The 21,538-nt window shown below is 71.7% G+C and carries 18 protein-coding genes and 1 pseudogene; 16 read left to right on the top strand and 3 right to left on the bottom strand.

What is annotated here, in order from left to right; translation table 11 throughout:
* The first annotated feature begins 246 nt into the window (after positions 1 to 246).
* Entirely contained in the window at positions 247 to 756 is a 510-nt protein-coding gene (locus ACOJVX_RS08765) for a hypothetical protein (RefSeq protein WP_422647401.1), read from the top strand.
* A gap of 30 nt (positions 757 to 786) precedes the next feature.
* On the opposite strand, the gene ACOJVX_RS08760 is transcribed toward ACOJVX_RS08765, so the two are convergent.
* The gene (locus tag ACOJVX_RS08760) at positions 787 to 1,092 is read right to left on the bottom strand and encodes a tyrosine-type recombinase/integrase (RefSeq protein ID WP_418155945.1); all 306 of its coding nucleotides are present in this window, start codon (positions 1,090 to 1,092) and stop codon (positions 787 to 789) included.
* A gap of 165 nt (positions 1,093 to 1,257) precedes the next feature.
* Here ACOJVX_RS08760 and ACOJVX_RS08755 point away from each other — a divergent pair.
* The 5 genes and pseudogenes from ACOJVX_RS08755 to ACOJVX_RS08735 form a co-directional block, all read left to right on the top strand.
* Positions 1,258 to 1,656, top strand: a pseudogene (locus ACOJVX_RS08755) (SMI1/KNR4 family protein); the annotation flags it as partial.
* Positions 1,657 to 2,166: 510 nt separating this feature from the next.
* Entirely contained in the window at positions 2,167 to 2,571 is a 405-nt protein-coding gene (locus tag ACOJVX_RS08750; RefSeq protein ID WP_030105076.1) for a hypothetical protein, read from the top strand.
* 829 nt (positions 2,572 to 3,400) lie between these two features.
* Complete coding sequence (locus ACOJVX_RS08745; RefSeq protein WP_026420772.1) at positions 3,401 to 3,823, top strand: hypothetical protein; 423 nt, start codon at positions 3,401 to 3,403, stop codon at positions 3,821 to 3,823.
* Positions 3,820 to 4,128: a winged helix-turn-helix domain-containing protein gene (locus tag ACOJVX_RS08740; RefSeq protein ID WP_026420771.1), complete on the top strand. Its 309-nt coding sequence runs from the start codon at positions 3,820 to 3,822 to the stop codon at positions 4,126 to 4,128. The genes ACOJVX_RS08745 and ACOJVX_RS08740 overlap by 4 nt, the downstream gene beginning before the upstream one ends.
* 405 nt (positions 4,129 to 4,533) lie before the next feature.
* A complete protein-coding gene (locus ACOJVX_RS08735) occupies positions 4,534 to 5,826 on the top strand; it encodes an exonuclease domain-containing protein (RefSeq protein ID WP_418155981.1) in 1,293 nt (430 codons plus the stop codon).
* Between the two features lie 46 nt (positions 5,827 to 5,872).
* On the opposite strand, the gene ACOJVX_RS08730 is transcribed toward ACOJVX_RS08735, so the two are convergent.
* On the bottom strand, positions 5,873 to 6,943 hold the full coding sequence (locus ACOJVX_RS08730; protein ID WP_422647400.1) for an acetylxylan esterase: 1,071 nt from the start codon (positions 6,941 to 6,943) through the stop codon (positions 5,873 to 5,875).
* A 172-nt stretch (positions 6,944 to 7,115) separates the two neighbouring features.
* On the opposite strand from ACOJVX_RS08730, the gene ACOJVX_RS08725 reads away from it, so the two are divergent.
* The 10 genes from ACOJVX_RS08725 to ACOJVX_RS08680 all read left to right on the top strand — a co-directional run bounded on the left by ACOJVX_RS08725 (position 7,116) and on the right by ACOJVX_RS08680 (position 19,988).
* Positions 7,116 to 7,484 carry a hypothetical protein gene (locus ACOJVX_RS08725; protein WP_026420769.1) on the top strand — a complete coding sequence of 123 codons (369 nt, stop codon included), beginning with the start codon at positions 7,116 to 7,118 and terminating at the stop codon, positions 7,482 to 7,484.
* 575 nt (positions 7,485 to 8,059) lie between these two features.
* On the top strand, positions 8,060 to 8,809 hold the full coding sequence (locus tag ACOJVX_RS08720) for a TVP38/TMEM64 family protein (RefSeq protein WP_422647399.1): 750 nt from the start codon (positions 8,060 to 8,062) through the stop codon (positions 8,807 to 8,809).
* A 394-nt stretch (positions 8,810 to 9,203) separates the two neighbouring features.
* Positions 9,204 to 10,919 carry an ABC transporter substrate-binding protein gene (locus tag ACOJVX_RS08715; RefSeq protein ID WP_418155979.1) on the top strand — a complete coding sequence of 572 codons (1,716 nt, stop codon included), beginning with the start codon at positions 9,204 to 9,206 and terminating at the stop codon, positions 10,917 to 10,919.
* 129 nt (positions 10,920 to 11,048) lie between these two features.
* The gene (locus ACOJVX_RS08710; protein ID WP_418155978.1) at positions 11,049 to 12,044 is read left to right on the top strand and encodes an ABC transporter permease; all 996 of its coding nucleotides are present in this window, start codon (positions 11,049 to 11,051) and stop codon (positions 12,042 to 12,044) included.
* 2 nt (positions 12,045 to 12,046) lie between these two features.
* A complete protein-coding gene (locus tag ACOJVX_RS08705) occupies positions 12,047 to 12,994 on the top strand; it encodes an ABC transporter permease (protein WP_422647398.1) in 948 nt (315 codons plus the stop codon).
* Entirely contained in the window at positions 12,994 to 14,100 is a 1,107-nt protein-coding gene (locus tag ACOJVX_RS08700; RefSeq protein WP_422647397.1) for an ABC transporter ATP-binding protein, read from the top strand. Before ACOJVX_RS08705 ends, ACOJVX_RS08700 begins: the two co-directional genes overlap by 1 nt.
* Entirely contained in the window at positions 14,097 to 15,146 is a 1,050-nt protein-coding gene (locus tag ACOJVX_RS08695; protein ID WP_418156107.1) for an ABC transporter ATP-binding protein, read from the top strand. The genes ACOJVX_RS08700 and ACOJVX_RS08695 overlap by 4 nt, the downstream gene beginning before the upstream one ends.
* A gap of 67 nt (positions 15,147 to 15,213) precedes the next feature.
* Positions 15,214 to 17,676 (top strand): glycoside hydrolase family 2 protein, encoded by a 2,463-nt coding sequence (locus tag ACOJVX_RS08690; RefSeq protein WP_422647396.1) that lies wholly within the window; start codon positions 15,214 to 15,216, stop codon positions 17,674 to 17,676.
* A gap of 498 nt (positions 17,677 to 18,174) precedes the next feature.
* On the top strand, positions 18,175 to 19,137 hold the full coding sequence (locus ACOJVX_RS08685; protein ID WP_422647395.1) for an aminoglycoside phosphotransferase family protein: 963 nt from the start codon (positions 18,175 to 18,177) through the stop codon (positions 19,135 to 19,137).
* Between the two features lie 494 nt (positions 19,138 to 19,631).
* Positions 19,632 to 19,988 (top strand): hypothetical protein, encoded by a 357-nt coding sequence (locus ACOJVX_RS08680; protein WP_418156030.1) that lies wholly within the window; start codon positions 19,632 to 19,634, stop codon positions 19,986 to 19,988.
* Between the two features lie 564 nt (positions 19,989 to 20,552).
* On the opposite strand, the gene ACOJVX_RS08675 is transcribed toward ACOJVX_RS08680, so the two are convergent.
* On the bottom strand, positions 20,553 to 21,515 hold the full coding sequence (locus ACOJVX_RS08675) for a sugar-binding transcriptional regulator (protein WP_026420760.1): 963 nt from the start codon (positions 21,513 to 21,515) through the stop codon (positions 20,553 to 20,555).
* Positions 21,516 to 21,538 lie beyond the last annotated feature (23 nt).

The following is a 21,538-nucleotide window of genomic DNA, read 5'->3' as shown; positions in this document are numbered from 1 at the left end:
GTGAGGTTGATCCAGCTACGCGGGAGCCGTCCGTGGACGGCTCGAATCTGCACCGACGACCTACGGCAAGGTAGTGGGATTCACTACTCGGGCTAACGGTGAATACAAGCGATTCAGGATGGATTTCGACCCAGCGAAGGGCCCAGATATCAACGTGGAAGTCGGAAAGGGAGACTCGGCGCGCAAGTGGGCAGTGCCATGGAATGGGACAGAAGACGATTTCGCGAGAATACTTGGTGGTAATTCATGACGCTCGACGATGTATACGGAACCAGACCAGACCTCCTACCCAAATCTATGGTTCGAGTGGTTCGCGCAGATCAGCAAGGTGACCGACTGCTAACTTGGGCTGGCCAGCCGGGCGTGCAGCTACTGAACCTGGATCAGCATCTCCAGTACGAGCGCGAAAGTCTCCGTCGCTACCCGCGCAGCTCCGACGGTGCGATCACGTGGGGCGCGGTGGCTGATGATTTGGTACTCAGATCAATGGGATCGGATTCCGTCCAACTAAGCTCAGTAGTCCAACAGTTCACCCCGATGGCTGGCAGCCTAATTTTTTTCTGGGCAAACCTGTCAATTCCAAGTATAGAAATGGGTCTTGAATCTTCCATCCTCCACCTGCCGAATATTGCAGAATCCGCACCGGAATTCTGGATCTATTCGCCAGGTGACCGCATTATGGTGGAAAGTTCATTCTTTGGCGTAGTGACTGTGGCACATATTCCTGTGGCACCAGATGGCCAAAATCCTACATAACTTTGTTTGGCGGCATCGCTGACGGCAACGTCAGCAGACGGTCACGGCTGAGGGTGGTGACTCTTCGGAGTCGTCGCCCTCAGCCAGTGCGTCGCTCAGGGTGTCGATGGCCTGGCGCTGGAGTCGGAGTCGGACGTGGGCGTAGACGGTGGCGGTGACGCCGATGTGGGCGTGACCCAACAGCTCCTTGATCACGACGAGGTCGATGCCTTGTTCCAGGAGCAGGGTGGTGGTTGAGTGGCGGAGGTCGTGGAAGCGGACGCGCCGGAGTCCGGCCCGGTTGAGGAAGCTGCGGAAGCGGCGGGGGAGGCTGGCCGGGGCGAGAGGTCGTCCGATCGGCGTGGTGAGGACGCGACCCTGTCACCTTAGTCCAGTTCTGCCGCCCTCCATGCTCCACATGGGATTGGCAGCATAAGCGCACAGCTCGCACTGACGGATTCTCCATAGGGAGTTAGCAATGAACGAGTTGTTTGAGGACGGAGACTACTACACGGGCCCCCACTGAGCAACGACATGATTCTTCACGCAGAAGATTCTCTAGGACTGCGCCTCCCGGAAGGCTATGTGTCAGCTCTATCGATAAGGAATGGCGGAGTGTTGAAGCGGCGATGTTTCCCTACAGAGTTCACTACATCGTGGGCTGCCGACCATTTCGAGGTACGTGCACTTCTCGGAGTTGGAGGGACATGGGGGATTGATTCTTCTTCCGGCCTGGGGAGCGCAGACTTGATCGCTGAATGGGGCTATCCAGATGTCGGTGTAGTTATTTGCGACATGCCTTCTGGCGGACATGACGTTGTAATGCTTGACTACTCCCAGTCCGGCCCGTACGGTGAGCCATCTGTTGCATACGTCGACGAAGACCGCATCCCTCGGACAGTAGCGGGATCGTTCGAGGAGTTCTTGGCTCGACTGATTCCCTATAGCTCGCCGATTTGGGTAGCGCCTTCTTCAAGGGGGTTCGACCGCCTCTACGAAAAGATGAAGGTCCCCTTCGCGCGGCGGCGGAGGGGACCTTGTTTTCGATCGACGGGGTCACCAGTGGACGACGGCCACCAACCAGGAATCCCGAAATCAGGAGATTCGAGCACTTCGCCTTATTTCGGCATCACACGTCCATTCTCCTGTGGAGTCCGAAACCTGAACTGGTGGGACGCGGTATACTACGCCGGACCCGGCTGGACGCGGGAGCTGGGCAACCTTCGATGCAAATGGGCAGTTCCAGTACTTCGGGCGGTATCAGACATGTTGGTAATCAAACCGTGGGATGCTCGGGCCCGTAGTGGTGCTGGGCTCGTTGAACTCCGGGAGGCTGTCTCGGGCGAGGCCGTGAAAACGGTTCGCTACGTGGCGCTGCGGGGGGAGGGTTGGCCCGAAGGGCATAGGGAAGAACGCGCTCACGAAGTCGACATGGCCGTTGAACTGGGCATGGAGAGCGGGGCCGTGCTGGTTCTATGCTGGGCAATGGATGGCGTCAACGAAGGCATGGCAATTGAATTCATCAGCCCCGAGGAAGCGGGCACCGATCTGCCCGGGAATCCGATCGACGTGAGTGACCACGTCGATTGGGGGAGAATCTTGGGTGCTCCGATCGCGAGTATCGGAATCGCCTGGCATATCCCTAACGAGGGATGCCCGGAGATGCCTTGGGCCTACAACTTCGGATTCCCTGACGGGTCGAACCTAGTCGTTGCACTAGGCGAGGCCCAGGGTGCGGGATTCACGTATATGCCCGATGCCCTGCTCGTGATCTTCGATAGGAGCCTTGCGGCCTCCTACAAGATCCCGGCAAGCGCAACTTCTTCGTGCGGGTAGATCGCACCGAGAAGCACCATCTGATGCTCCCGTGTTCAAGTTTGGGCTCTTCTCGTTCCTAGGCATTGTAATTTCTGAGAAAAGAAGGCAGAGAAGGGGCCTCACCGGAGTGATCTCCGGTGAGGCCCCTTCTGCCGTTTAACGACAACGGTGAGGGCAACGTCAGCGGACGACACCGCTGGGGGCGCCGCCTCCTCAGAGCCGGCGCCCCCAGCGAGTGCGTCGCTCAGGGTGGCGACGGCCTGGTGGTGGAGGCGGGGCCGGGCATGGGCGTGGACGCCGCTGGTGACGCCGATGTGGATGTGAGAGCGGGGAATTCGCAGCGTCGGGTCGTCGGGGCATCGTCGCCCAGACTGCGGGCGACTTGGCGAACTCTTCCCGTCCCGGGCGGCGTGCTCCAGGGCCAGCGTGAGGACGGAACGGACGTAGGCCAGCGACGGTGGGGCCCACCCAGCTTGCGGCGGCACCGTCCGACGGCGTGGCGACGGGCTTCCCCACCCCCCGCCTCGGTTCCTGGCGCACCCCACCGGCATACGGTGTGGAGCTGGTTCGGCCAGGTGCGGACGTTCTGGGCGGCGAGCTTGGTGAGCTTCCTCCGGCCCAGGCCCCGGATGAGGGACGGGCTGACGCGGGCCCTGGACCGGACGTGGGTGTTCTCGTCGAGCTGGTGAACGGCGACGTTCTCCAGCCAGCACCCGGGTACGCGTACGCGGCCACGACGGGACGCGCCCGGGAGGGACGCCGCCGCCCTCGGCCTGACCTGGGCGTGTTCCGGTTTCCCCTCGCGCAACTACCTGAATTCCGTTCAAGTGCTTGTTACCCTCGCCGCATGACCCGAGACCACCAGCTGTCGGCGGCGCTCGCCGTGGCCCGGCTGCGGATCGTCGAACGGCGCACCAGGGCGGGTGGCCGCGGGTACGTCGTGTCCTGCCTGCTGATGGCGGCGGCCGTGACGGCCTTCTACACCGGTCTGAAGGTGGCCCCGACGGTCGCTCCGGGAGACCTCGTGGTGCCCGCGTCCCTGCTCGTGTTGGGACTGCTGGGCCTCGCCGTCGCCCGTCTGCGCAGCGCCGACCCGCGCGCCGTGGAACTCGAACGGCCAGCGCTGTGCGCGAGCGCCGCACTGGCCCTGGTAGCCCTGCTCATGAACCGCTTCGTCGTCCCCAGCGGCCTGACACCCTGGGCGGTGCTGTTCGGCCTGCTCCCCGCGCTCCCCTACCTGGTCCTCGCCTGGCGGGCAGCGCGCCGGTGAGCCCGCGCACCGCCGACTACCGGCGGCGCCTCGACGAGCTGATCCACACCCCGGTCCGGCTGTCGGTGATGGCGCTGCTGGCCAGGAGCGACCGGGTGACGTTCGGCTACCTGCGGGACACCGTGGACGTCAGCGACTCCCTGCTGTCCAAGCACATGGCCACCCTGGAACGCGCCGGGTACGTCACCGTGACGAAGGGACACGAGGGACGCCGACCCCGGACCTGGTACTCGCTCACCGACCGGGGACGGCGGGCCTTCCTCGGCTACCGCCAGGCGCTGCGCCATCTCCTCGACTCCGAGTGACGCCGGGCCCGGCCGCCCCGCGCTCCCCGGCCCACCCGGCACGGCCGTCCTGGCCTCCGAACACCCGACCCGGGCCGGGGCCGGTGCTCGGCGACCGACGCCGGCCGGGTGTCCCACGCGGGCCCGGGGCCGGACGAGACGTCCGACGACCCCGCCGGGCTGGGCGAACGCGGGGTCAGGACCAGCCACAGCGGACAGTCCATGCTGGTCGGCGCGCCGGCCCCTCCGGGGTGGGGACTGGCCGGCCTCGCCCTGCTGGCAGAGTGTGACGATCGACGTCACCGGCATGGCACACGCGGAAGTGTCGGACCTCCCGGCAAGATCGAAGGAGAAGGAGATCATCGATGGGACCGGGGCGCGGCACGACCGCGGCACACCCCGACAACGCCGGGAGGATGGTGCCCAGTGACCGGATACGCGGTGGTCGACCTCGAAACGACCGGACTGGCGGCCGCCTTGCACGACCGGGTGGTCGAGATCGCGATCCTGCACGTCGACCGCGACGGGACGATCACCGACGAGTGGTGCACCCTCATCAACCCGCACCGGGACCTCGGTCCGCAGCACGTGCACGGGATCTCCGCCTCCGATGTTCGGGGCGCGCCCACGTTTGACCGGGTGGCGGGTCTCGTCGCCGAGAAGCTCGCCGGCCGGGTCCTCGTGGCCCACAACCTCTCCTTCGACGCCGGCTTCCTGAGCGCCGAGTTCGCCAGGGCCGGGGTGACCGTGCCCCTGGACGCCGAGACCGGTGTGTGCACCATGCGGCTCGCCAAGAAGTACCTGCCCCGTTCCCGGCGGTCGCTGGCCGCCTGCTGCGCGGCGGTGGGCCTGCGGCAGACCGCGGCCCACGAGGCGTTGCACGACGCCAGGGCCGCCGCCGGGCTCCTCGGCTACTACCTGGGCGCCGCGGGCCGGCCCGAACCGTGGGCCGACCTGTTCGACCGCGCCGAGAACGCCCGCTGGCCGTTACTCCCGGTGTGGGACCTGCCCGAGCACACGCGTCGCCGCCGCGTCCCCCTCGGTGAACGCCCGCACTTCCTCGAACGCCTGCCCGAGGGTCACTGCGACGCGCCGGCGGAGGCGGCCAGCGCCGAGGCCTACCTCGCCCTGCTGGACACCGCGCTGCTCGACCACGTCATCTCGCAGTCCGAACAGGACGCGCTGGTCGACCTGGCCGGGCGCCTGGACCTGCGCAGGGAGACCGCCCGCGACCTGCACCGGGCGTACCTGCGGGCCTCGGTGCTCGCCCGCACCACCACCCCGTTCCCGGCCAGCGGCCGGCTGGCCGCCCCCGTCCTCGAACGGGAGACCACGAGCCTGGTGCGGCTCGCCGCGCTGCTCGGGCTGTCCGCCGGCGAGGCGGCCGAGGCGGACCGGGCCGCCCGGGACCGCTCACCGCGCCCATCGGCCCCTGGCCAGGCGGAGGCCGTCGCCAGGCCGGGCCGGTTCGCCCTGGCCCAGGGTGACCGGGTGGTGTTCACCGGGGCCACCCGCGAACCCCGGGAGGTGTGGCAGCACCGCGCGGCGGCGGCCGGGTTGGCCGTGACGCCGGAGAACGTCAGCCGGCGGACGCGGCTCGTGGTCGCCGCCGACCCGGACTCGATGTCCATGAAGGCCCGCCGGGCCCGTGCCTACCAGATCCCCATCGTCACCGAGGACGGCTTCGCCCGGCTCCTGGCGGGGATGGGAGCGTCCTGAGCGGGGCGGTGCCACGCACGGCCCGGCCCGGCGTGCCCCCGGCCGTTCACGGCGTCGTCAGGACGGCCTCCGGAGCCGGTTCGGTTCCCTGGTCGCCGAGGAAGCGCCGCAGGTGCGCCAGTTGCCGCTCGGTGTGCCCGGCCGGCGGCACGTGCCATCCGAACGGGAAGACCGCCAGCTCCTTGGGGGCGGCGATCTCGTGGTATGCGGCGTACACCGTGGACGGCGGGCAGACGGTGTCCATCAGGCCGACGCTGACCAGCGTGGGCGCGGTGATCCGCCTGGCCAACAGCGCGCAGTCCACGTAGGTCAGGGTGCGCAGCGCGGCCGGCACCAGGTCGTCGTGCCGGGACAGGAACTCGGAGATCTCCAGGTAGGGGTGCTCGGAGCCGATGGTCACGGCGCGGGCCAGGTCGCAGAGGAACGGCACGTCCGCCTGGCAGACCCGCACCAGGTCCGGGGCCAGCGCGGCCGCCGCCAGGGCCAGCCCGCCGCCCTGGCTCCCGCCGCGCACCGCGATCCGCTCCGGGTCCACCCCGGGGAGTCCGGCGGTGACCTCCACCGCCCGCACCGCGTCCGTGATGAGCCGGGTGACGTAGTAGTGCTCGGGATCGGCGATGCCCCGGGTCATCACCCCCGGGTACTCGGAACCCCCGGGGCCGGTGGGGCGGTCCCCGGTCGACCCGACCATCGACCTGCCGCCCTGGCCCCGGTTGTCCATGACGACCACCGCGTACCCGACGGCCGGGAGCAGCGCGTGTTCCCAGGGGAGCCCCCGGGCGCCGCCGTACCCGATGTAGGTGACCACGGTCGGGAGCGGCGTGGTCCCGGAGCCGGGGGGACGCAGGTACCAGCCTCGGACGCGGTCCCCGCCGGCGCCGGAGAACTCCAGGTCGTAGGCGGTCAGCGCGCCGTACTCGTCGGGGCGGTACCGGCGCAGCGCGGGGGGTGTCGCCGCGGTCCGGGCCGCGTCGAGCCGGTCGGACCACCACTGGTCGAGGCCGGGGGGTTCCTCGGCGGTGACGCGGTGGGTCTCCAACTCGGCGGGGGGCAGGTCGAACTGCGGCATCCCGGTATCAGACCTGGTCTGCCACCGGGACGGGAAGTGCTTGGCCACTTCCGGACATCCGGGGAGCGTGGTTCGGGGTGGAGTGGCCGGCCCGGTGCGCGGGCAGCGCCGGGGGAACGAACGCGAGCCCCGTACTCGCCGCCCGACTCGGTCGATCTGATCACCGGGGGCGCCCGGGGAACTACGATGGGTGTCCACGGGGCGCGCACGGGGAGGACGCATGGCGGGGTGGCGGAACGCGTTGGTCGGGGTCGGGGCGGCTCTGGTCACGAGCGCGGTGGGGGTGGCGGTGAACCTGGCCACCGACTGGCGGACGAACCTCGTCGCCTGGGGTGCGGTCGTCGGGTTGTCGGTGGTCGCCGGGCTGGTCGCGACCTGGGCGGTTCCTGCCGCGCGGTCGGCGGGCCGGGACTCGGAGTCGCACCCGGCGCCGCCGGGTCGGGCCGCTGACCCGGCGGCGGGCGATGGTGACGGCGACGTGCGGAACACCATCAGCGGCACGGTGCACGGCTCGGTGGTGCAGGCGCGCACCGTGGAGGGCGGTGTCCACCAGTACGGGCCCCCGCCGAGCCGGAACGGCCGGCGCTGAGGTCGCCGTCGACGGTGTGGCCGGGCGCGCACCCCTCGTGCCGGTCCGCGAACCGCCGGCACGAGGGGTGGCGGGTTCTCGTCCATCCCGGGGCGGGTCGTCTTCTCCGGGGGGCGGGTGCGAGTTGGTGATTCGGCCGCACCGGGCCGACCGGCCCCGGCGGGTCGGCGTCCGGAGGGGCCGCACCGCGCTGCCACCGGTCGTCGACGAGGGCGACCGGATTCGTGCCGGGGGTGGTGAGCTGGATCGTTCGGGTGGCGGCCCCGAGGTGGAGCCCCGGGGGCTGACCCCGGCCTGACCCCGGGCATCCGATCCGGTCCCGTCATCGGTCGGGAGAGGACGGGGCCGGCCCTCCGGTCCTTGGGTCTCCCCGGCGCCGGACCCCGGGCTCCCGGGAACGGGATCGACGGCACGCGCCCCGCGCGGTGCCGGGGACGACCCACGGCACCGGGCCCGCGTCGTGGTGGCCGGCCGGTTCGGGTGAGGATGGGAGCAGGCACCGTCGTCGCGCGCTCGTCCCGGGCCGCCGGCACGACGCCGGGCACCGCCCACCGAGACCGAGAACAGGACCTTCCATGCTCCCGTCCTGGCCGTCCACGCCGGACAACCCCAGCCGGGACGACCCAGGTCGCGGCGACGACAGCCCGTCCCCACCCGACCCGAGCCGGCACGGCCGGACCGCCGTTCCGCTCATTCCGCTGGTCGCGCTGGTCGCGCTGGTCGCGGTGCCGTTGGCCGTCGTGGCCACCGCCCCCGACGTCGAAGCGGTGCGGGCCTGGGTGGCGGCGACGGGACCGTTGGCCGCCCCGGCGTTCCTGGTGGCGTTCGTCCTCGGTTCGGTGATCGCCCTGCCCAAACCCGTGCTGAGCGTGGCGGCCGGTCTGCTGTTCCCGGCCGGTCCCGCCGTGGCGTTGACCGTGCTCGGGTCGACCGGTGGGGCGGTGCTGTCGTTCCTGCTCGCCCGCCGGCTGCGCCGACCGGCCCTCGGGGAGGTGGTGGACCGGCCCGGGATGCGGCGGCTGGCCGAGGTCCTCGACCGGGGCGGGCTGGTCGGCATCCTCCTCCTGCGGCTGGCCCCGGTGCTGCCCTTCGCCCTGGTCAACTACGGTGCGGGGCTGCTGGGCACCCGGTTGCCGCCCTTCGCGCTCGGCACCGCCCTCGGTGTCATCCCCGCGAGCGTGGGCTACGTCCTGGTCGGTGACCTCGCCGCCGCGTACCTCGGACCGCCCGCACTGGTGGCCGTGGCGGTGTTCGCCCTCACCGGAGGGGCGGTACACCTCGTTCGACGGCACCGTCGACACCGGCGCCCACCGCCCGGGCCCTGACGCCTCCCGACCACGCCGCGCCTCCCGGGGCCCGTCCCCGACGACCGGGCGCCGGCGCGGGCCAGCGCGTTCCGCCGATCGGATCCGTCAACGTTGTCATCACGGGCGCGCGGGAATCGCGGCCGATTCTACGAAAAGAACACGAGTCCAACAACAGCCCCATTCGGACGGTATTCCAGGAGGCCGCAAGCTGCCGGTCAGTCGCTGTCGCTCACCCGAACGGCAGGGCGCGCACCGGCAGAACGAGCAGTCCGGACGTGACTGTTGACTTCCTCAGTGGAACAACACTAAGAAAGCCCCAGAAGAAACCTCAGGGAAACAGGTGGGACATTTCGGCGCCGCCGCGGAACCGCGCGCGACGCCGCGACGGATTCGCTGACGGAAGGGTTTTCCGATGCCGGGCTCACCATCGACTGGTTCGGCGTCGACCGCGTCGAACGACGCGATTCCCCGTTCGACACGCGCGCCGCGCCGCCGCACCGTCCTGACCGCGCTGGCCGCCACCGCCGCGTTCACCGCCGCAGCCTGCTCCGGTGACGCCGCGACCGGAACGGCGACGAACTCCCTCACCATCTACGACGGCGCCACCGGCCAGTTCTCCAGCAACTTCAACCCGTTCCTGGAGACCTCCAACGGCGCGGCGCGGGGCATCATCTACGAGACGCTGCTGTTCTTCAACCGCGCCGCCGCCGACGACGTCCGGCCCGTCCTGGCCGAGGACCACTCGTGGTCCGAGGACGGCACCACCGTCACCTTCACCCTCCGTGAGGGCGTCCGCTGGTCCGACGGTGAACCGTTCACCAGCGACGACGTCGTCCACACCTTCGAGGCGATGGCCGAGCACCCCGGGCTGAACAAGGCTGCCCTGCCCATCGTGTCCGCGACCGCCCACAGCGACACCGAGGTGTCGATCACGCTCGACCGGCCCTCCTACAGCGACCTGTGGTTCATCGCCGGCCAGACCTACATCGTCCCGGAACACCTCTGGGCCGACCTCGAGGACCCGGTCACCCACCTCAACTCCGACCCCGTCGGAACCGGGGCGTTCGCCCTCGACTCGTTCTCCGCGCAGAGCATCGGTCTGGCCGCGAACACCGACTACTGGGACCCGGAGAAACCCCACCTGGACACCGCGCGGTTCGTCTCCCACAGCGGGAACCAGACCGCGCTCTCCGCGTTGCAGGCGGGTCAGGTCGACTGGTCCGGGATCTTCATTCCCGATGTGGAGAACACCTTCGTCAACCGGGCCGAGGGAAACGTCTCCCTCGCCGTCCCGCAGTTCATCACCGTGTTGATGCCCAACCTGGAGGAGGGCCCGACCCGGGACCGGGCGGTCCGCGAGGCCATCTACCACGGAATCGAACGCGAGCAGATCAATGATCTCGCTTTCGAGGGATACCACGAACTCCCCTCACCGGCGCAGATCATCCTGCCCCGCGACGAGGTGTGGCTCGCCGAGGAGTTCCGGGACGAGTTCGCCGGCCACGATCCCGACCGGGCCCGCCGGATCCTTGAGGACGCCGGCTACGAGGAGGGCGGCGACGGCGTGTTCGTCTCCCCCGACGGCGACCGCCTCAGCCTGGCCGTGAAGGTCGTCACCGGCTACACCGACCAGATCAACGCCATCCAGGTGATGACCGAGCAGCTCGCCGAGGTCGGCATCGAGCTGCGCACCCAGGAGGTCTCCCGGGCCGCCTTCGTGTCGGACCGGGACAACGGCCGGTTCGAACTCGCCATCGACAGCCTCTACGGCGGCCCCGACCCCTTCGGCCTCTACGACGACTTCCTGAACAGCGCCGCCGCCGCGCCCGTCGGCGAACCCGCCTCGAAGAACTACGCCCGGTTCCGCGACGACGAGGTCGACGAGGCCCTCACCCGCATCGCCGGCACCGACGACGGGGAGCAGCACCGCGAGGCCTACGCGACCATCCAACGCCGTGTCGCCGAGGAACTGCCCTACATCCCCGTGCTCCAGACCCACGGCGTCGCCCAGTTCGCCGGCGGCAGGGTTACCGGTTGGCCCACCGAGGACGACCCGTACGCGCTGCCCATGCCCTACAGCTATCCCGACATCGGCATCGTCACCGCCACCCTGCGTCCCGCCGGGTGACGCGGTGATCCCCACCGGCATGGCGGGCGGCGGCGCGCACCGCACCCGCCCGGCGGCTCCCGGCCCGCGCGCCCTCGTCCCCGCCCAGCCAACCGCTTCGGGCCGATCCCCGCGCGGCGGGAGGTGAGCATGCGGCATCTGCGACGCAAACTCGCCTTCTACCTGGTGGCCCTGTGGGCCGCGGTCACCGTGAACTTCCTGCTGCCCCGTCTCATGCCGGGCGATCCCGTCGACGCGTTGCTCTCCCGCATGCAGCAGACGGGGGGAGCGGTCAGCCCCGAGGCCCGCCAGGCGCTCGAGGTGATGCTCGGGTCCGGTGGGCAGGAGAACCTGGCCGCCCAGTACCTGACCTACCTGGGGAACCTCCTGCGCGGCGACTTCGGGGTCTCCGCCACCTACTTCCCGACCCCGGTGTCCACCGTCCTCACCCAGTCCCTGCCCTGGACCCTGGTGCTCGTCGGGTTGTCCACGGTCGTCTCCTTCGTCGTCGGCGTCACCCTCGGCGCGCTCGTCGGCTGGCGACGCGGCCGGTGGTCCGACGCGCTGGTGCCCGCCACCACCTTCCTCGCCGCCGTGCCCTACTTCTGGCTGGCGCTGGTCCTGGTGTTCGTGTTCGGTGGCACCCTCGGCCTGTTCCCCCTCACCGGCGGCTACGACTACGGCCTCGAGGTCGGGTTCAGCGGGCCGTTCCTCGCCTCCGCCCTGCACCACGGGCTGCTGCCGGCGATCACGATCGTCCTCAGCTCCGTGGGCACCTGGTTGCTGGGCATGCGCAACATGACGGTGTCCACGATGGCGGAGGACTACGTCCTCACCGCCCAGGCGAAGGGGCTGCGGCCCCGCCGGGTCCTCGTGACCTACGCGGCCCGCAACGCCGTCATCCCCAGCCTCGCGAGCTTCGCGATCTCGCTCGGCTTCGTCGTCAGCGGCTCCATCGTCACCGAAGCCGTGTTCTCCTACCCCGGCATCGGGTTCACCCTGCTCCAGGCGGTGCAGAACAACGACTACCCGCTCATGCAGGCCGTCTTCCTCGTCATCACCCTCGCGGTGCTCGGAGCGAACCTGCTCGTCGACCTGCTGCACGCGGTGATCGACCCCAGGACACGGCAGACAGGGGGACGTTGAGGATGACGGTGACCAGCGGGCGGCCCGGCGCCCCCACCCCACCGGCCGTCGCCGCCCCCGGCGCGCGCCGCCGGTGGATGCCCCGTGACGGCCGGGCCCGCATCGGGCTCGCCGTCATCGCCGGGTTCGTCCTCGTCGCGGTCGTCGGCCCGTTCCTGGTGACCGGGGCCAGCGGTATCGGACCCGACCCGCTCGCCCCGCCCTCGGCCCAGCACTGGCTGGGCACCACCCAGACCGGGCAGGACGTCCTGGCCCAACTCGTCGTCGCCACCCGGGGTTCCCTGCTCGTCGGTGCCCTCGCCGGTCTGCTCGCGACCGTGCTGTCGATCGTGGTCGGCGTGGTGGGCGGCTACGTCGGGGGCCGCGTCGACGAGGCGCTGTCGCTGCTCAGCAACGTCACCCTGGTCATTCCCAGCCTGCCGTTGGTCATCCTCGTCACCCACTACCTCGACGGCGGCGGGATCCTCGCGATCTCCGTCGTCATCGGCCTGACCAGCTGGGCCGCCTCCGCCCGGGTGCTGCGGGCCCAGACCCGTTCCGTCCGGGCCCGCGACCACGTCGCCGCCTCCCGGGCCCTCGGGGAACGCCCCTGGCGGATGGTCCTCGTCGAGGTCGTGCCCAACCTGCTGCCCGTGATCGCCGCCCAGTTCGTCTTCGCGGTGATCTTCGCGATCCTCACCGAGGCCGGCCTGTCCTTCCTGGGGCTGGGCGGCGTGGACCACCTCACCTGGGGGACGATGCTCTACTTCGCGCAGAACGCGCAGGCCCTCGCCATCGGCGCCTGGTGGTGGTTCATCCCTCCGGGGTTGGCCATCGCCCTCCTGGGGTGCGCGTTGTCCCTGCTCAACCTCAGCCTCGACGAGGTCATCAACCCGAGGCTGCGGGGAAGTCGCTCCCGCCGTGACCGCCGCGCGGCCCGGCGCCCCGCCCAGCCCAGGGAGGAGCGGTGATGGGAGACCACCACGACACCGGCCGACCGGTGCTCTCCGTGCGGGGGCTGCGCGTCGACTACCAGCTCGACCCGCCCGTCCACGCCGTCCGTGACCTCAGCCTCGTCCTCCGCCGGGGCGAGGTCCTCGGCGTCGCCGGTGAGAGCGGCTGCGGCAAGTCCACCCTGGCCTACGCCGTGAACCGGCTGCTGCGCCCCCCGGCCGAGGTCGTCGGCGGGTCGGTCGTCTTCCACGGACCCGACGGCCACGACACCGACGTCCTCGCCCTCACCGGTGAGGCGCTGCGCTCCTTCCGCTGGCGGCGCGTGGCCATGGTGTTCCAGAGCGCGATGAACGCCCTCAACCCGGTGCTCACCATCCACACCCAGCTCACCGACGTCCTCGCCGCCCACGAACCCGGCAGCCGGCGGCGGGACCGCGCCCGCCGCTGCGCGGAACTCCTCAGCCTCGTCGGCGTGCACCCGGACCGGGCTCGGAGCTACCCGCACGAACTGTCCGGTGGCATGCGGCAACGCGTCATGATCGCCATGGCCCTCGCGCTCAACCCGGACGTGCTGGTCATGGACGAACCCACCACCGCTCTCGACGTCGTCGTCCAACGCGACATCCTCCGGGAACTCGGCCGGCTCCGGGAACGGTTCGGTTTCGCCCTCGTCCTCATCACCCACGACCTGTCACTGCTGCTGGAGATCAGCGATCGGATCGCCGTCATGTACGCGGGGCGGGTCGTCGAGGAGGGCACCGCCACCCGGCTGCTCACCGCACCCCGCCACCCCTACACCACCGGCCTGCTCGGCTCGTTCCCCAGCCTCACCGGGCCCCGCCAGGACATGCGCGGCATCCCCGGGCAGCCCCCGGACCTCACCCAGGCCCTCGACCACTGCGCCTTCCACGACCGCTGCCCCCACCGCCGTGACGTCTGCGCCCACCAGCGGCCCCCGCTCGGCCCGGCCCCCGCCGCCGGCGAGCACCCCACCCCCGGTGGGGGCGCGCACCTGGTCGCCTGCCACGCCTGGCACCCCGACCGCTACGGGGCACCGGCCCCGACCGCGCTCCGCCACGGCACCTTCCGGCCCACCCACACCGCCGAGGTGGTCGACCCATGAGCAGACTCGCCGCCCACGGCCTCGTCCGCGAGTTCCGCCTCCCCGGCCGGAGCCGCCGACATCCCCTGCGGGCCGTCTCCGACGTCTCCCTCGAACTCGACGCCGGCGAAACCGTCGCCCTCGTCGGCGAGAGCGGCAGCGGCAAGTCCACCGTCGCCCGCATCCTCGCCCGCCTCGACACCCCCGACGCCGGGACGATCCTGCTCGACGGCCAGCCCGCCACCCCAGGACGGCGGGGCCTGCGCCACCACCACCGCCAGGTGCAGATCGTCTTCCAGGACCCCTTCGCCTCCCTCAACCCGTTCCACACCGTCGACCACCACCTCCGCCGCCCCCTGCGGCTCCACCACCCCGCCCTCGGCCGCGCCGAGGAGGACGAGCGGATCCACCACCTCCTCGACCGCGTCAACCTCGTGCCCGCCGGCCGTGTCGCCGCCGCCCACCCCCACGAACTGTCCGGCGGCCAACGGCAGCGCGTCGCGATCGCCCGCGCCCTCGCCTGCCGACCCGGTGTGCTGCTCGCCGACGAACCCGTGTCCATGCTGGACGTCTCCATCCGGTTGGAGGTCCTGCGCCTCCTCGACCGGCTGCGCGCCGAGGACGACCTCGCCGTCCTCTACATCACCCATGACCTGGCCACGGCCCGGCACTTCGCCCACCGCATCCTCGTCATGTACCGGGGGGAACTCGTGGAGAGCGGCCCCAGCGACGCCGTGATCCTCGACCCGCGCCACCCCTACACGCGGCTGCTCGCCGCCGCGGCCCCCGACCCGCGCCGCCGGGGCACCAGCGCCCTCACCGGCCCTGACCTGCCCGTGACCCGCGTCGAGGTGCCCGGCGCCACCGACGCCGGTGGCTGCCCCTTCCTCGACCGCTGCCCCCAGGCGATGCCCCGCTGCCGGCTGCGCCCCCCGCTGGTCCCCCTCGGCGGTGGTCGCACCGCCCGCTGCTGGCTGCACGCCGGCGACACCGACCCGGCCGGTTCGCCGCCCGGCCCGGCGACCACCCGGCCACCAGCGCCCCCCACCGCGCGACCCGATCCCTGACACCAGGTCACCCGGCCGCCGCCGGGCGGCCCCCACCCCCGGCACGACGAGGACGAAGGAGACGCCCATGCGGATGGAGCTGCACGACGGCTGGACGGTGCGCGCCGTCCGGGGACCAGCCCCGGACGCCCTGGCCGACCGCGAGGTACCCGCCACGGTGCCCGGCTGCGTGCACACCGACCTGCTGGCGCTCGACCTCATCCCCGACCCCTACCAGGACCGCAACGAGGCGGAACTCCACTGGATCGGCCGCACCGACTGGCGCTACCGCACCACCTTCGACTGGGAACCCGGTGACGGCACCGAACGCGTCGACCTCGCCTGCGCCGGCCTCGACACCATCGCCCGCCTCGAACTCAACGGGCATGTCATCGCCGGCACCGCCAACATGCACCGCGCCTACCGGTTCGACGTCACCGACCAGCTCCGCGCCGGACCCAACGAACTCACCGTCACCTTCACCTCCGCCCTCGACCACGCCGACCGGGTCCGCGAGCTCCTCGGGCAGCGCCCGCACACCAATCACCACCCCTACAACCAGATCCGCAAGATGGCCTGCAACTTCGGGTGGGACTGGGGGCCGGACCTGGTCACCGCCGGCATCTGGCGCCCCCTGGCCCTCGAACGGTGGCACGGCGCGCGCCTCACCTCGGTGCGCCCGCTGGCCACCGTCGACGCTGACGGCGACGGGGTCGTCCACGTCCACGTCGACGTCGACCGCGCCCCGGGCCACGACGACGAGCTGCCCGTCACCGTCCACGTCGGCGTGGTCGCCGCCGCCGGCGTCGTCCCCGCCGGCGCGACCACCACCACGATCGAGGCCCGCGTCGACCAGCCCCGGCGGTGGTGGCCCCACGGCTACGGCGACCAACACCGCTACCCGGTCGACGTCGCCCTCACCGTCGAGGACCAACCCACCCCGGACAACGGCGATCTGACCACCTGGGCCGGCGAGGTCGGGTTCCGCGGCGTCCGCCTCGACACCGAACCCGACGAACACGGCACGCCCTTCACCTTCGTCGTCAACGACGTCCCCGTCTTCGCCCGAGGCGTCAACTGGATCCCCGACGACTGCTTCCCGCACCGTGTCGACGCCGCCCGCTACCGGCAGCGGCTCGCCCAGGCCCGCGACGCCGGGGTCAACCTGGTCCGCGTGTGGGGCGGCGGGATCTACGAGTCCGACGACTTCTACGACGCCTGCGACGAACTGGGCATCCTCACCTGGCAGGACTTCCTCTTCGCCTGCGCCGCCTACCCCGAGGAGGAGCCGCTGCGGTCCGAGGTCGAGGCGGAGGCCCGCGACGCCATCACCCGCCTGGCGCCCCACCCCAGCCTCGTGCTGTGGAACGGCAACAACGAGAACATCTGGGGCCACCACGACTGGGGGTGGCGGGACCAGCTCGGCGACCGCACGTGGGGAGCCGGCTACTACCACCGGCTCCTGCCCGACCTCCTCGCCGAACTCGACCCCACCCGGCCCTACTCCGCCGGCAGCCCCTGGTCGTTCTCCCACGACATCCACCCCAACGACCCGGCCCACGGCGCCACCCACATCTGGGACGTGTGGAACCAGCGGGACTACACCGCCTACCGCGACCACGTGCCCCGCTTCGTCGCCGAGTTCGGCTTCCAGGGGCCACCCGCGTACGCGACCCTGCGGGCCAGCCTCAGCGACGACCCCCTCCGGCCGGACAGCCCGGGCATGCTCGCCCACCAGAAGGCCGAGGACGGCAACGGCAAACTCGCCAGGGGGCTCGCCGAGCACTTCCCCGAACCCCAGGACTTCGACGACTGGTTCTGGGCGACCCAGCTCAACCAGGCCAGGGCCCTGCGGTTCGGGGTCGAGCACTTCCGCTCCCACGCGCCCCGCTGCGCCGGGACCGTGTGGTGGCAGCTCAACGACTGCTGGCCCGTCACCTCCTGGTCGGTGGTCGACGGCCAGGGCCGCCGCAAACCCGCCTGGTACGCGCTGCGCGCCGCCTACCAGGACCGGCTCGTCACCGTCCGCCCCCGCCCCGGTGGGCTCGCCGCCGTGCTGTGCAACGAGACCGACGAACCCTGGACGACCCGGCTCGTCGTCGCCAGGACCGCGTTCGCCGGTGCCGTCCTCGGCGAGGTCCGCCACCAGCTGACCGTGCCCCCCAGGGCCGTGCACGAGGAACCGCTGCCCGACACGATCACCACCGCCACCGACCCGGCCGCCGAACTGCTCGTCGCCACCGCCGGTGACGTGCGCGCGACGTGGTTCCACCTGCCCGACCTGGAACTGGCCCTGCCCGTCCCCGAACTCACCACCGCCGTGGAGGCCCTGGAGGACGGCTACCGGGTCGAGGTCACCGCCGGGACCCTCGTCCGGGACCTCGCCCTGCTCGCCGACCGGGTCGCCCCGGACGCGGAGGTGGACGACATGCTCGGCACGCTCCTGCCTGGGGAGAGCACCAGCATCGTGGTGCGCACCGCCCTGCCCGTGGACCCCGAGGACCTGGTGGCGCCGCTGGTGCTGCGCTCGGCCAACCAACTGCTGCGCTGAGCGGCGGACTGGTCACCGGGGCCGTGAAGCCGGCGGGTCGAGGCCCGCCGGCCCGCTCCCCTCGGTGGGCCCGCTCCCGGGCCCCGGGAGTCGGAGAGCTCGGCCCCCTCCGGCTCCGGAGTCCTGATCTCGGGCTGCCGGGTTCCGCGGTTCGGTGTCCTCGGGGCACGGGCCGCCTGGGGAGCTCGGGGCGGGGCTGCCGGGTCCGTCGCCTCCTGCGTGCGGGACGGTCACGGCCCCTCGACGGTGCGCGTGCCGGTGCGCGGCGGCCGCCGCCACGCCGTCCACCGGCGCACTCCGCCGGCCCGGGAGCGAGGGGGTGTCCCTACGGGTTTTCGGCAAACGGCTGACACGGCGGAGGCCTGCGCGGATGCCGTCGTGGGCACCACTACCCGGCATGGCGCACAGGACTCGCGACGCCAGCTCACCGAGGAGATCGTCGCGGCGGGAGGAGGCCTCCCGTCGCCTCCACGCGGGAGAACCTGGCACCATGTCGCGGTGAGCACCGGAAACGGCAGTGCCGACCCCCAGACGACGACGGCCCGCGCGGTCGCGGCGGCCACGGAGGCCGCCCGCGAACTGGGTGTCGAGGTGACCGAACCCCGCGTGCTCTACGAGGCGTTCTCCGTGGTGGTGCACCTGGCGCCCGCACCGCTGGTCGCCCGGGTGCCGACCGTGCTGCCCGCGGTGCCGAGCTGGAACCTGGACCTGCTGACCGCCCGCCAGCGCAACGAACTGGACGTGACGGCGTGGCTGGCGGAGCAGGGCGTGCCCGTGGCGGGGCCCTCCTCTCTCGTGCCGAGGGAGCCGGTGCGCCGGGACGGGTTCTCGATCACCTACTGGCGCTACCTCACGCCCCTCCCCGACCTCGAACCGGACTACGCGCCGAAACCGGAGGCCGTCGCGGAGCTGCACGCGCACCTGCGCGGGTATCCGGGTGACCTGCCCTTCCTCACGACCTTCACCGAGTTCGTCCCCGAGGCGCTGCGGGTGCTGGAGTCCAGGCCGGACCTGCTGCGCCCCGAGGACGTCGACCGGGCTCGCCGGGAATGGGCCGTCCTGGCCCCGGTGGTGGGGTCGCGGGAGAGGTTCGAGGCGGAGTTCCCCGGGGTCGACCTCCAGCCGGTGCACGGCGACGCGCCCTCGTACAACCTGATCCGCGCGGAGGAGGGCACCGTCTACGCGGACTTCGAGCTGGTCTCGATCGGTCCCCGGGAGCGGGACATGGCCTTGACCGGTGAGGAGGCGGTGGCGGCCTACGACGTGGCCGCGGCCCGCCACGGGCTGCGCCCCCTGGACCGGCGGGTGCTGGCCGTGGTGGAGAACCTGGGCATGTTGGAGGCGGTGTCCTCGCTGGCGCTGGTGGACCAGCTGCCGTTGTTGGCCGAGGCGTTGCCGCCGATGGTGGAGCAGTGGCGGTCCTCGGAGTTCGCCGGCGGCCTCGGGCGGCACTCCGACTGATCCGACGTCTCCCCGTCCCCGTCTCCGGACGGGGACGGGCGGCTCGCCGCCTCGGCTCGGTGGCCCGGTGGGATGACCGCGCTCACCGGCCACCAGCCTCGACGCCACCAGCTCGACAGCCACCAGCCGACCGGCTCGGACGTCGGGCGAAGCGGGCGAACGCGAGACGGCCGAGCAGGGCGGCGGGCGGTCCGCCCCACACGCGGCCGGGGACCCGCGCGGCTCGGGTACGGACGCCATCGGGGGTGCGAGCGACTCGATGGGAGGTGGGCGGGGGTCGCCCCCGGAGGTGCGGTCGGGGCGGGTCCCCGGTCAAGGAGTGAGAGTTCGTGCCGACAGTCGGAGGAAGTTACTCCTCAGAGGAGTGGTTGACCCTCGTTGAGGTGGGATCATGTCGGGATCGCCGACGCACGGTCGAGAATGAATCCTTCGTGTCGCCCTCACCGGGCTCGGCATCTCCCACGTCCCCCTACCAGGAACGAGGACGTTCCCCGATGACGACACCTGGACCACTCTCCCGACTCCGGAGCGGTGCCGCCGCGCTGGCCGTGCTCGCCGCGACGGGTGTCGCCCTGACACCGGCCACCGCCGCCGCCCAGGCCCTTCCGCCCTACAGCTCGCCCGACGCCGCGCCCGTGGCCCGCGCCGCCGAACCGACCGCCTCCCCGCTGCTGGTCTGGCCGGCGCCGCTCGCGCTGGCGCTGTCGGCCGACGGCCGCGCGGAGACGGACCGGGCGGTGGGAGCCCTCCTCCCCCGCGCCGACCAGGACGCCGACCCCGCCAAGCCGGGGCTGCTGGTCGCCCTCGCGCCGGGGCTGCCCACGCTGTTCCTGACCCCCGGGTCCGACTGACCCCCGCGTCGCGCACGGGCGGCACCCAGCGAACACTCGCCGCTGCCGGTGGAGTCCCTGGTCGCGGCCTGCCACGTGAGCCCGCTCCCCGAGCGGCGTGAGCGCTTCCCCACCCGTCCGTCGCGGACCCCCGTGGTGCTCTCCGGTCCTGGCACGGGTCCAGGACGACGCGGCGCTCGGAGACCGCCGCCGGTCCGTGCCCGTTCCCACCCGTGGCGCGCGCCTGGCGGCACCGAGGCGTCGCGGCCGATGGGTCCCGCGTTACTCGCCGGGTGGGACGTGACGGGAGACCAACGCGTGCGGGACACGCCGGTGCTGGGCAGCGCGTGCGGCGAGTCCGGTCCACCACCCGCGGGGAACGTGTTCTCCGCCCGGCGGGGTGGCACGGCGTGCGCGGCCGCACGGCGGAGCGCGCCCTGGCTCGCGCCGGCACCCACCGCGTCCGCCAGCCCCTCGGCGAGCGACCTCAACACCGAACCCGGGCACCGGCGACCTCCCCGGAGCGCGGCCGGGCGTACGCCCACGTTCGCGCGCGGTCCGGTCGCTGACGGCGACGAGGTCCGGTCAGGCGGCGAGGAGCCGCTCGGCGAGCGCGGTGTGGGTGACCAGCGTGCTGATGAACCGTCCGCGCAGGGCGGCCCGCAGCGCCTCGGCCTTCTCCGCGCCGTAGGCGAGCGCGATGACCTCGGGGGTGGCGCGCAGCTGTTCGACGCTGACGCCGATCGTGCGCCGTTCCAGTCCGTCCGTGACCACCCGTCCCTCGCCGTCGAGCAGGTTGCCGCAGAGTTCGGCGCGGACGCCGAGTTCGGCGAGCCTCCGCTGTTCGTCCTCGCCGAGGACGTCGTGCACGGTGGATTCGCCGGGGCCCCAGCCGCCCACGGCGATGACGGCGGTGTCGAGCTGGTCGTAGTAGCTGAGGGCCTTGGCGACGCTGGGGTCGCCGCACAGCGCGGCCGCGGTGGCCTCGTCGGCGACCACGAGGGGCGCGTAGTAGATGACGGCGGTGCCGCCGCCGGCCTGGGCGGCGCTGCGGGTCAGTTCGAGGCTGTTGTCGGAGACGCCGGGTTGGGGGATGGCCCCGCAGAGCTGCACGACGGTGCAGTGCGGCAGTGATCGCAGTTCCCTGCTCATCCGCTGGAGGGAGCGGCCCCAGGCCACGCCGAGCACGGCGTTGTCGGCGACGAGTTCGGTGAGCACGGTGGCGGCGAGGCGGCCGACCTGGTCGCGCAGGTCGATCGGGTCCTCGTCGTGGGTGTCGGCGACGACGACGTTGCGCAGGCCGAAGTGGACGCGCAGCCGTTGGGAGAGTTCGGTGTCGATGTCGGCGGTGCGGCCGATCTCGATGCGGACGAGACCGGTGGCCCTGGCCCGGTCGAGGAGCCTGGCGACCTTGAACCTGCTGAGCCCGAACTCGGCCGCGATCTGCACCTTCGAGAGCCCGTCCAGGTAGAAGCGGCGGGCGATCGCCGCGGCCAACACCAGTTCGGCGGGGCCCCACTCGGTCGATGGCACAGCAGGTTCGGACATCCGACGAATCCTACTCACGGTCT

It is taken from the genome of Actinoalloteichus caeruleus (assembly GCF_049311605.1).
In the GTDB taxonomy this organism is placed as follows: Bacteria; Actinomycetota; Actinomycetes; order Mycobacteriales; family Pseudonocardiaceae; genus Actinoalloteichus_B; species Actinoalloteichus_B caeruleus.
Note: the sequence above shows the minus strand (reverse complement) of the source record. Positions and strands in the feature narration are given on the sequence as shown.

Bases quoted from the DNA above. Each gene is read 5' to 3' on its own strand.
- ACOJVX_RS08765 (WP_422647401.1), top strand. From the start codon at position 247: ATGACGCTCGACGATGTATACGGAACCAGACCAGACCTCCTACCCAAA.
- ACOJVX_RS08750 (WP_030105076.1), top strand. From the start codon at position 2,167: ATGGCCGTTGAACTGGGCATGGAGAGCGGGGCCGTGCTGGTTCTATGC.
- ACOJVX_RS08745 (WP_026420772.1), top strand. From the start codon at position 3,401: ATGACCCGAGACCACCAGCTGTCGGCGGCGCTCGCCGTGGCCCGGCTG.
- ACOJVX_RS08725 (WP_026420769.1), top strand. From the start codon at position 7,116: ATGGCGGGGTGGCGGAACGCGTTGGTCGGGGTCGGGGCGGCTCTGGTC.
- ACOJVX_RS08720 (WP_422647399.1), top strand. From the start codon at position 8,060: ATGCTCCCGTCCTGGCCGTCCACGCCGGACAACCCCAGCCGGGACGAC.
- ACOJVX_RS08715 (WP_418155979.1), top strand. From the start codon at position 9,204: ATGCCGGGCTCACCATCGACTGGTTCGGCGTCGACCGCGTCGAACGAC.
- ACOJVX_RS08710 (WP_418155978.1), top strand. From the start codon at position 11,049: ATGCGGCATCTGCGACGCAAACTCGCCTTCTACCTGGTGGCCCTGTGG.
- ACOJVX_RS08705 (WP_422647398.1), top strand. From the start codon at position 12,047: ATGACGGTGACCAGCGGGCGGCCCGGCGCCCCCACCCCACCGGCCGTC.
- ACOJVX_RS08700 (WP_422647397.1), top strand. From the start codon at position 12,994: ATGGGAGACCACCACGACACCGGCCGACCGGTGCTCTCCGTGCGGGGG.
- ACOJVX_RS08695 (WP_418156107.1), top strand. From the start codon at position 14,097: ATGAGCAGACTCGCCGCCCACGGCCTCGTCCGCGAGTTCCGCCTCCCC.
- ACOJVX_RS08690 (WP_422647396.1), top strand. From the start codon at position 15,214: ATGCGGATGGAGCTGCACGACGGCTGGACGGTGCGCGCCGTCCGGGGA.
- ACOJVX_RS08680 (WP_418156030.1), top strand. From the start codon at position 19,632: ATGACGACACCTGGACCACTCTCCCGACTCCGGAGCGGTGCCGCCGCG.
- ACOJVX_RS08675 (WP_026420760.1), bottom strand. From the start codon at position 21,515: ATGTCCGAACCTGCTGTGCCATCGACCGAGTGGGGCCCCGCCGAACTG.